General features: G+C 68.2%; 10 protein-coding genes. 5 read left to right on the top strand and 5 right to left on the bottom strand.

Annotated features, from left to right (window positions below; translation table 11 throughout):
- From AC27KI_RS14815 to ppsA, 3 genes are all read right to left on the bottom strand, one after another.
- Positions 1-938 (bottom strand): sodium:solute symporter family transporter (locus AC27KI_RS14815; RefSeq protein WP_487114494.1); only part of this gene is annotated, 938 nt, incomplete at its 3' end.
- Positions 931-1,293 (bottom strand): DUF4212 domain-containing protein, encoded by a 363-nt coding sequence (locus AC27KI_RS14810; protein ID WP_487089888.1) that lies wholly within the window; start codon positions 1,291-1,293, stop codon positions 931-933. The genes AC27KI_RS14815 and AC27KI_RS14810, both read right to left, overlap by 8 nt.
- 19 nt (positions 1,294-1,312) lie before the next feature.
- Positions 1,313-3,703, bottom strand: coding sequence for a phosphoenolpyruvate synthase (gene ppsA / locus AC27KI_RS14805; RefSeq protein ID WP_317359715.1), 2,391 nt, complete (start codon positions 3,701-3,703; stop codon positions 1,313-1,315).
- Between the two features lie 218 nt (positions 3,704-3,921).
- Here ppsA and ppsR point away from each other — a divergent pair, with 218 nt between their 5' ends.
- A complete protein-coding gene (ppsR, locus tag AC27KI_RS14800) occupies positions 3,922-4,743 on the top strand; it encodes a posphoenolpyruvate synthetase regulatory kinase/phosphorylase PpsR (RefSeq protein WP_272568151.1) in 822 nt (273 codons plus the stop codon).
- A gap of 54 nt (positions 4,744-4,797) precedes the next feature.
- Entirely contained in the window at positions 4,798-5,082 is a 285-nt protein-coding gene (locus AC27KI_RS14795; protein ID WP_487089889.1) for a hypothetical protein, read from the top strand.
- Between the two features lie 57 nt (positions 5,083-5,139).
- Here AC27KI_RS14795 and AC27KI_RS14790 read toward each other — a convergent pair whose 3' ends face one another.
- Complete coding sequence (locus AC27KI_RS14790; RefSeq protein ID WP_284430170.1) at positions 5,140-5,481, bottom strand: hypothetical protein; 342 nt, start codon at positions 5,479-5,481, stop codon at positions 5,140-5,142.
- Between the two features lie 302 nt (positions 5,482-5,783).
- Between AC27KI_RS14790 and AC27KI_RS14785 the strand changes: the two genes are divergently transcribed.
- Complete coding sequence (locus tag AC27KI_RS14785) at positions 5,784-6,296, top strand: GAF domain-containing protein (protein ID WP_317359707.1); 513 nt, start codon at positions 5,784-5,786, stop codon at positions 6,294-6,296.
- A gap of 81 nt (positions 6,297-6,377) precedes the next feature.
- On the opposite strand, the gene AC27KI_RS14780 is transcribed toward AC27KI_RS14785, so the two are convergent.
- Entirely contained in the window at positions 6,378-7,277 is a 900-nt protein-coding gene (locus AC27KI_RS14780) for a LysR substrate-binding domain-containing protein (protein ID WP_487114492.1), read from the bottom strand.
- A gap of 109 nt (positions 7,278-7,386) precedes the next feature.
- Here AC27KI_RS14780 and AC27KI_RS14775 point away from each other — a divergent pair, with 109 nt between their 5' ends.
- Both AC27KI_RS14775 and AC27KI_RS14770 read left to right on the top strand, forming a co-directional pair.
- Complete coding sequence (locus tag AC27KI_RS14775; protein ID WP_487089890.1) at positions 7,387-8,358, top strand: Bug family tripartite tricarboxylate transporter substrate binding protein; 972 nt, start codon at positions 7,387-7,389, stop codon at positions 8,356-8,358.
- A 48-nt stretch (positions 8,359-8,406) separates the two neighbouring features.
- Positions 8,407-9,258, top strand: a complete 852-nt coding sequence (locus tag AC27KI_RS14770; protein ID WP_487089891.1) for a substrate-binding domain-containing protein — start codon at positions 8,407-8,409, stop codon at positions 9,256-9,258.
- Positions 9,259-9,312 lie beyond the last annotated feature (54 nt).

Below are 9,312 nucleotides of genomic sequence, written 5' to 3'. Positions count from 1 at the left end.
CGGATGCGCTGGCGGGCCGCTTCGCGCTCGCGCTCCAGCGCCGCGCCCACATCCTGCAGCCGGGCCTGCAGCTCCTGGGCCCGCGCCTGGTAGGCGGCAACCACCTGCCGCTCCGCGGGGTCGGCGAGCAGCCGGGCCTCCATGTCGGCGATCTTGCCGATCTGGGTGCCGTACACCAGCGGCGCCAGGGGATTGCCCAGCTGCTTGTAGGCCAGCCAGGAGACGGGAATGAGGAACGCGAGCAGCAGCATCACGTACTGCGCCACCTGCGTCCAGGTGATGGCGCGCATGCCGCCCAGGAAGGAGCACAGCAGCACCCCGCCCAGTCCCAGCATGATGCCGATCTCGAACTGCACGCCCGTGAGCCGCGAGGCGATCAGGCCCACGCCGTAGATCTGCGCCACCACGTAGGTGAACGAGCACAGCACGGCCGCGAGCGCTGCGATCACGCGCGGCCAGCGCCCGCCGAAACGCACCTGAAAAAACTCCGGGATGGTGTAGAGGTTCATGGCCCGCAGGTGCGGCGCGATCAGCAGCGCCACGAGGCAGAACCCGCCCGTCCAGCCCAGCAGGTAGGCCAGCCCGCCGGCCTGCCCCGGCACGCCTGAGAAGCCTTGCAGGTACAGCGCGCCCGACAGGCTGATGAACGAGGCCGCGCTCATCCAGTCGGCCGCCGCCGCCATGCCGTTGTACACGGGCGGAATGCGGCGCCCCGCGACGTAGTACTCGTCGGCATCGGTCGTGCGCCCGTACACGCCGATGGCCGCATAGACCATGACGGACAGGAACAGGAAGATGGGGCCGATCCAGTGGCGCGACAGGCCGCGCTGCTCTGCCCAGGCCATGACGGCCAGGAAGGCGATCACCCCGGCCACGTAGAGCGCGAGGATGCGGCGCAGCCGCCGGCCGTAGGCGGCTTGCGGCTGCGCGTCAGCCATGCGGCTTGCCGGGGGCGCCCGGGCCCGGCGCGTCGGGGGTGGACGGCGGCGTGTCCGCGCCAAAGGCCACCGCGTTCGCGTCCTGCCGCTCGAAATGGTTCATCGCCGCGCAGTAGATCGCCACGATGCCGATGAACACCAGCACCGCGCCCTGCGACGCGATCCAGTACCCCAGCGGCCAGCCGCCCACCACCATGAACTGCAGGTCGCGGGCGAAGTAGCAGGCCCCGAAGGACACCGCGGCCCAGGCCAGCAGCAGGCCCGCCTTCAGCCAGAGGTGGCGGGCATCGTGCAGGTCGGGCGGAAAGGGATGTCCGGCCCCGGGCTCCTCGATCGCCGATGGGCGCGTGGGCATGGTCGCCGGACCGGGCCCGTCAGCGGGCCAGTTGCTGCCAGGTGGCGATCACGCTGTCGGGGTTGAGCGAGATCGACGAGATGCCTTCCTTGGCCAGCCACTCGGCGAAGTCCGGGTGGTCGCTGGGGCCCTGTCCGCAGATGCCCACGTACTTGCCCTGGGCCTTGCAGGCGGCGATGGCACGCGACAGCAGGGACAGCACGGCGGGGTCGCGCTCGTCGAAGTCCTGCGCGAGCAACTCGAGCCCCGAGTCGCGGTCCAGCCCCAGCGTGAGCTGGGTCAGGTCGTTGGAGCCGATCGAGAAGCCATCGAAGTACTGCAGGAACTCGTCCGCCAGCACGGCGTTGCTGGGCACCTCGCACATCATGATGACCTTCAGCTCGGCCTCGCCGCGCTTCAGGCCATGCTTGGCCAGCAGCTGGGTGACCTTGTCGGCCTGGCCCAGCGTGCGCACGAAGGGCACCATCACCTGCACGTTGGTCAGGCCCATCTCGCCGCGCACGCGCTTGATGGCGTCGCACTCCATCGCGAACGCCTCGCCGAAATCGGCGCTGATGTAGCGCGCCGCGCCACGGAAGCCCAGCATCGGGTTTTCTTCCTCGGGCTCGTAGCGGCTGCCGCCGATGAGCTTGCGGTACTCGTTGGACTTGAAATCCGACAGGCGCACGATCACCGGCTTGGGCCAGAAGGCGGCGGCGATGGTGGCCACGCCCTCGGCCACCTTGTCCACGTAGAACGCACGGGGCGAGGCATGGCCGCGCGCCACCGATTCCACGGCCTTCTTCAGGTCGGCATCGACGGCCGGATAGTCCAGGATGGCCTTGGGGTGCACGCCGATGTTGTTGTTGATGATGAACTCCAGCCGGGCCAGGCCCACGCCGTCGTTGGGCAGCTGGCAGAAGTCGAAGGCCAGCTGCGGGTTGCCCACGTTCATCATGATCTTGGTGCCGATCTTGGGCATTTCGCCGCGCTGCACCTCGGTCACTTCGGTTTCGAGCAGGCCGTCGTAGATCTTGCCGGTGTCGCCCTCGGCGCAGCTCACCGTCACCAGCGTGCCGTCCTTGAGCAGGCTGGTGGCGTCGCCGCAGCCCACCACGGCGGGGATGCCCAGTTCACGCGCGATGATGGCCGCGTGGCAGGTGCGCCCGCCGCGGTTGGTGACGATGGCGCTCGCGCGCTTCATCACGGGCTCCCAGTTGGGATCGGTCATGTCGGTGACCAGCACGTCGCCGGGCTGCACCTTGTCCATTTCGGCGATGTCGCTCACCAGGCGCACGGGGCCGGTGCCGATCTTCTGGCCGATGGCGCGGCCCTCCGCCAGCACGGTGCCCGTGCCTTTCAGCTTGAAGCGCTGCTCGGCCTGGCCCTTGGACTGGCTCTTCACCGTCTCGGGACGGGCCTGCAGGATGTAGAGCAGGCCGTCGGTGCCGTCCTTGCCCCATTCGATGTCCATTGGGCGGCCATAGTGCTGCTCGATCACCAGGGCGTAATGGGCCAGTTGCTCCACGTCGGCATCGGACAGGGAGAAGCGGTTGCGCTGCTCGGTCGCCACGTCCACCGTCTTGACCAGCTTGCCGGTGGCGGCCTTCTCCTCGGCCGAGGCGAAGACCATCTGCACCAGCTTGGAGCCCAGGTTGCGGCGGATCACGGCCTTGTTGCCCGCCTGGAGCATGGGCTTGTGCACATAGAACTCGTCGGGGTTCACGGCGCCCTGCACCACCGTCTCGCCCAGGCCGTAGCTGCTGGTGATGAAGACCACCTCTTCGAAGCCGGACTCGGTGTCGATGGTGAACATCACGCCCGCCGCGCCCAGGTCGGAGCGCACCATGCGCTGCACGCCGGCCGACAGGGCGACCACGTCGTGCGCGAAGCCCTTGTGCACGCGGTAGCTGATGGCGCGGTCGTTGTACAGGGAGGCGAACACCTCCTTCATCTTGTGCAGCACGTCGTCGATGCCGACCACGTTGAGGAAGGTTTCCTGCTGGCCCGCGAACGAGGCGTCGGGCAGGTCTTCCGCCGTGGCGGACGAACGCACGGCGAAGCTCGCCTGGGGGTTGCCTTCGGACAGTTTTGCGAAGGCTTCGGCGATCGCCTGCTGCAGGTCGGCCGGGAACGGCTGGGCCTCGACCATGGCACGGATCTCGGCGCCGGCAGCGGCCAGGGCGCGCACGTCTTCGGTGTCCAGCGCGGCGAGGCGCTTGCTGATCTTGTCGGCCAGGCCGTCGTGGGCGAGGAACTGGCGGAACGCGTGGGCGGTGGTGGCAAAGCCCGTGGGAACGCGAACGCCCTGGGGCAGCTGGGAGATCATCTCGCCGAGGGAGGCGTTTTTGCCGCCCACCGACTCGACGTCGGTCATTCTCAGGTTTTCAAACGGAACGACCAGGGCGGTCGCGTTGAAGAGTGCAGACATGGGATAGCTCCAGAAGTTGAAACTGGGTCTGCGCCTGCGCTCCGGGGGAGCAATCGCGGGCGAGCGCCCATGCACGGCGTTCGGCTTTGGTGTTGTGGTTGTGGGCCGCCGGGGTGCATGGTGAGAATTTGGATAATGGGCGCCATTGTAGGCTTGCCCTGCGCGGCCGCGCTGGCGGCGGGCTGACGGATCGTCCCCCTTCTTCGGAACCCCTGCCCATGCACACGCGCACCGTTTTCTTCATCTCCGACGGCACCGGCATCACGGCCGAAACCTTCGGCAACGCCATCCTGGCCCAGTTCGACATGAAGCCGCGCCACGTGCGCCTGCCCTTCATCGACACCGAGGACAAGGCGCACCAGGCCGTGCGGCAGATCAACCACACGGCGGACGTGGAGGGCAAGAAGCCCATCGTCTTCACCACCTTGGTCAACATGGGCGTGCTGCGCGTCATCCAGGAAGGCTGCAAGGGCATGCTGCTGGACATGTTCGGCACCTTCATCCGGCCGCTGGAGACCGAGCTGGGCACCAAGTCGCACCACCGCGTGGGGCGTTTTTCGGACGTGAGCCTGAGCAAGGAATACACCGACCGCATCGAGGCGATCAACTTCAGCCTGGACCACGACGACGGCCAGAGCCACCGCGACCTGGCCGGCGCCGACGTGATCCTGGTGGGCGTGTCGCGCAGCGGCAAGACCCCCACCAGCCTGTACCTGGCCATGCAGTGCGGCCTGAAGGTGGCCAACTATCCGCTGATTCCCGAGGACTTCGAGCGGCGCCAGCTGCCCCCGGCGCTGGAGCCGCACCGCAAGAAGATCTTCGGGCTGACGATCCAGCCCGAGCGGCTTTCGCAGATCCGCAACGAACGGCGCCCCAACTCCCGGTACGCGGCGCTGGACAACTGCCGCAACGAGGTGTCCGAGGCCGAGGCGATGATGCGGCGCGCGGGCATCCGCTGGCTGTCCACGACCACCAAGAGCATCGAGGAAATCGCCACGACCATCCTGCAGGAAGTGCGTCCCGAGCGGCTGGTGTATTGAATCGCGGCGATTTCGCCAAAGGTAAAAATGCATCCGCAACCCATGAACAAACCTTTGCGGATCAGCCTGCATGCAGCGTCCATCCTGGGCCTGCTGATCATGGCGCTTCTGCCACGAAATCCATACGACGTCATGCACGGGATGGACCCGTCCATTCCCGCCAACGCCATCGAAAACGGGTCGGGCAATGCCATCGTGGCGGCGGGTGCGATCTTTGCCCTTGTCGCAGTGGTCCAGATCGCCATCGCGGCGAAGGCCTCCCGGCCACGGGCCCGCGTTCTGCCCGTGGTGCTCGTTCTGCTTGGCTTGGCGATCCTGGCGATCAAGGTGGCCGGCTGAGTCGAAGAGGCCCGAGGTCCGGCCCAGTTCTGCCAAAGGTGCGGCAGGACCGCTGGCCTACTGCACCGCCTCCGGTGCCGCGTGCCACAGGGCCTGGGGGCGGGGCTCGGGGTCGCGGTTTTCTTGCGCTGCCGCCTGTCGCTCCGGCCCCGGGGTCCAGTGGGTCTGCAGGCTGCGCAGCATGGTGCGAAAGTGCGAGGTCAGCCCCGGCATCTGCGACAGGGCCTGCAGGTTCACGATGATCTTGCGGGCCATGGCATCGCGATACGGGGCCTCGGCGGTGTGCGCGTGTCCCGTCATGAGCGCCATCGTGCTGGCCAGCAGCGCCTCGGTGCAGGGCAGGCGGTATTCCTCGTCGGTGGGGTTTTCAGTGTCCGGGCACGGTGCATCGGCAGCCATGGTCAAGCCTCCTTCGGAATTGCAACAGACCAGGCCAGCCACACCGCGGGCAGCTTGCGGCCCGGGGGGCCAACGACACCGCACGCCGAATCCACCATCCATGGACCGGACAGCGGATGCGCCATGCGAACGGGCGCAGACCTGGATCATTTGGGAAACGAAAGCGCTGGCTCGGAGCGCCGCACCCCACGGGTTGGCGCCTGGCTGGCTGCAGCACAGTATATGAGAATAATTCTCAAGCCGATGGTGTCATTCGGCCCTGTGCTCCGCCGCACGCAGGCTCTGCCTTTAGACTGACAGGCATGCTTTTGGACTACGACCCCGACGACCTCGACGTCAAGATTTCGGAGCTGCTGGTCGCCACCAGCGACTCCGCCGACCCTGAACTTCCTGCCGCCGTCCCGGAGGTGCTGAAACTGCTGCGCACGCGGCTGGGCATGGACGTGGCCTTCGTGTCCCAGCTCACGGAAGACCACCGCACCATCATGGCCGTGGACAGCGCACCCGATTTCGCGCCGATTCAAGCCGGCCTCTCCGACCCGGTCGAAGAAAGCTGGTGCCAACGGGTGGTCGAAGGCCGACTGCCGGAACGGATGGAAGATGCCGCGCCCTACATCGCGTCCGGCAAGGCGCCGGACCCGGGGTTCCCCATCGGCACCCATCTGAGCACGCCGGTGCGCCTGTCCGGCGGGGCGGTGTATGGCACGTTGTGCTGCTTCAGCCGCGGCGTTCGTGCCGATGCGGACATCGACCGGCTGCGTTACACGGCCAACCTGCTGGCCGCGCGGCTGGCGCCGGGTTCGGCAGGGGCTTGAGCAGGCCTTGCACCATGCCATCAGGGCGGCGGATGCGCGCCGGCCGTCAACGCCCCTGCCCTTCGAATTCAACCGGCTGCGTCAGACCACGGCATGCATCTGCAGCAGGCGCTGCCGCAGGGCCTCGGCCACCGGACTGAGCTCCCGCGAGCGCCGCTGCAGCAGTCCCAGGGTGCGCCACAGGTCGGGTCCGGTCAGCGGCACACCGCACACCTGGGAATGCGCGGGCGCCAGCGCCAGCTGCGGCAAGGCCGCCAGCCCCAAACCGGCCTCGACCAGGGCCAGCGCGCCGGTCACATGGTTGCATTCGTACCAGGCGACGGGAGGATTCGGCAGTTCCGCCATGGCCTGGTCCAGCAGCAGGCGGTTGCTGCTGCGGCTGGAGACCGACACCAGCCGCTGGCCGGCCAGTTCCTCCCAACGCACCTCGCTGCGCTGCGCCCAGGCATGGCTGCGCGGCATGGCCAGCACGTAGCGTTCGCGCAGCAGCGGCTGGAACAGCAGCGCCGACTCCTGGGTACCAGTGAAGCTCAGGCCGAAGTCCGCCTCGCCGCGGGCCACGGCTTCCAGCACCTGCTGGGCGTTCTCGTCGATCACGTGCACCTGCACATCGGGCATCGCCTGCGCGAAGGACTGGAGCGCCCGCGGAAGCAGGTGGTTGGCCACGGACGGCACGCAGGCAATGGTCACGCGGCCCCGGCGCAACTGCACCTGGTCGCCGAAGCGCTGAACCGCCTCGTCCAGCCCGGTCAATGCCATGCGCGCCTCGTGCAGGAACTCCTGGCCCATGGCGGTCAGCTCCACCGTGCGGGTGGTCCGCTCCAGCAGCCGGGCACCGAGCGCGGATTCCAGCCGTTCCACCCGCCGGCTCAAGGCCGGGGCGGACAGGCACAGGATCTCGGCCGCCACGCGGAAGCTGGACTGGTCCGCGGTGACCACGAAGGCCTGCAGTTCCTTGAGGTCGAATTTGATGCTTCGCATGCAACAGTCGTTTCGTAAATTGCAATTTACGGATCATTGTGCCCCTCCTACGATGCGCCCTTGATCGCCGGGCCAACGACCCGGCGGCGCTTTCCCGGAGACATACCCCATGCAACGACGCCCCCTCATCGCGGCAGCCTTCCTGGCCGCCAGCTTCCCCCTCGCCAGCACCGCCCAGGCGCAGGACTTTCCGCCCAAGAAGCCGGTGACCCTCGTGGTCGGCTTCGCCGCAGGTGGCTCGGCCGACATCGCCGCCCGCATCATCGCCAAGAAGCTGGGCGAGAACATCGGCCAGAGCGTGGTGGTGGACAACAAGCCGGGGGCCGGGGGCAACCTGGCCCATGCCCAGGTGGCCAACGGCCCGTCGGACGGGTCCATGCTGCTGTTCGGCTCCATCGGGCCGCTGAGCATCGCGCCCCATTTCATGAAGGTGGCGTACGACCCGCTCAAGGACCTGGCGCCCATCTCGATGGGCGTGGCCTTCCCGAATGTGCTGGTGGTGCCCGCCAGCACCGGCATCAAATCGCTCGGCGAATTCGTGGCCAAAGCCAAGCGCGAGCCCGGCAAGCTGGACTACGCCTCCACCGGCCCGGGCTCGGCCGCGCATCTGGCGGGAGAACTGCTCAACGACGTGGCGAAGATCGACACGCTGCACGTTCCCTACAAAGGGGGCGCCCCGGCGCTGCAGGACGTGCTGGGCGGGCGGGTCACCGCGTTCTACGCGGCACCGCCCTCGGCCCTGCCCCACATCGAATCGGGCAAGCTCATTCCCCTGGCGACCACTGGCCTGACCCGCCCGGCCTACCTGCCCAACGTGCCCACCGTGGCGGAGACCTACCCGGGCTTCAACGCCACCAACTGGTATGCCTTCGTGGCCTCGGCCAAGACGCCCAAGCCCCTGCTGGACCGCTGGAACACCGAGATCGTCAAGGTGCTCAACACGCCGGAGGTGCGCGACAACCTGCTCAAGCACGGACAGACCGCCAGCCCCACGGGCCGCGAAGAACTCGGCCAATTCATCGCGGCGGAGCACGCCAAGTGGGGCCGCATCATCCGCGAACGCAAGATCACCGCCGACTGAGACGGCAGGCCGGACGCATTCCCCCCAAAAAATCAGGAGACAAAGGACATGCCGCTCAACCTCCCGCTCACACCGGCCCCCACCACGGCCATGCCCAGCAACGCCCGGCGCCGCGTGCTGCGCACCCTGCTGGGCACCGCCCTGGGCCTGGGGCTGGCCCTGGGAGGCGCCGCGCCGCCCGCTGCCCAGGCCGCGGAGATCCGCGTGGTCACCTCCGGCGGCTTCTCGGCCGCCTACGACCAGCTGGTGCCGCTGTACGAGCAGGCCACCGGCCACACGGTCGTCACGGCGCGTGGCGCATCGCTCGGCAACGCGCCCGACTCCATCCCCAGCCGCATGGCGCGGGGCGAGCAGTTCGACATCGTGATCCTGGCCGATTCGGGGCTGGACGAATTGACGGCGCAGGGCAAGGTGCAAGCGGGCAGCCGCGTCGACCTGGCCCGTTCCATGATCGGGATGAGCGTGCGCAAAGGCACGCCCAAGCCGGACATCAGCAGCCCCGAGGCCCTCAAGCAGACGCTGCTCCAGGCCCAATCGGTCGCCTATTCCGCCAGCGCCAGCGGCACCTACCTGGTCAACGAACTGTTCCCGCGCCTGGGCGTGGCCGAGGCGATGAAGACCAAGGCCACCAGGATCTACAGCGAACGCGTCGGCGCGGTGGTGCTGCGGGGCGATGCGGAGCTGGGCTTTCAGCAGGTGAGCGAATTGCTGCCGTTCAAGGAGCTGGAATTCGTCGGCCCCTTGCCGGACGCCGTGCAGCAGCGCGTGTTCTTCTCGGCTGGCGTGGCCGAGGGCGCGCAGAACGCGGATGCCGCGCGCCATCTGATCCGCTTCCTGGCATCGCCAGCGGCCGCCCCGATCGTGCGCAGCACGGGCATGGAGCCCGCGGCCACGCGTTGAGCAGGCGGGCGGTCCGCACCGGCAATCGCCCTGGAGAGGCCTGAGGCCAAAACG

The sequence above is a fragment of the Acidovorax sp. KPB24-03 genome (assembly GCF_057546605.1).
The sequence above is the reverse complement of the archived record's forward strand: the minus strand, read 5'-3'. Positions and strand labels throughout refer to the sequence as shown.

Bases quoted from the DNA above. Each gene is read 5' to 3' on its own strand.
- AC27KI_RS14775 (WP_487089890.1), top strand. From the start codon at position 7,387: ATGCAACGACGCCCCCTCATCGCGGCAGCCTTCCTGGCCGCCAGCTTC.
- ppsA (WP_317359715.1), bottom strand. From the start codon at position 3,703: ATGTCTGCACTCTTCAACGCGACCGCCCTGGTCGTTCCGTTTGAAAAC.
- AC27KI_RS14770 (WP_487089891.1), top strand. From the start codon at position 8,407: ATGCCGCTCAACCTCCCGCTCACACCGGCCCCCACCACGGCCATGCCC.
- AC27KI_RS14790 (WP_284430170.1), bottom strand. From the start codon at position 5,481: ATGGCTGCCGATGCACCGTGCCCGGACACTGAAAACCCCACCGACGAG.
- AC27KI_RS14780 (WP_487114492.1), bottom strand. From the start codon at position 7,277: ATGCGAAGCATCAAATTCGACCTCAAGGAACTGCAGGCCTTCGTGGTC.
- AC27KI_RS14785 (WP_317359707.1), top strand. From the start codon at position 5,784: ATGCTTTTGGACTACGACCCCGACGACCTCGACGTCAAGATTTCGGAG.
- AC27KI_RS14810 (WP_487089888.1), bottom strand. From the start codon at position 1,293: ATGCCCACGCGCCCATCGGCGATCGAGGAGCCCGGGGCCGGACATCCC.
- ppsR (WP_272568151.1), top strand. From the start codon at position 3,922: ATGCACACGCGCACCGTTTTCTTCATCTCCGACGGCACCGGCATCACG.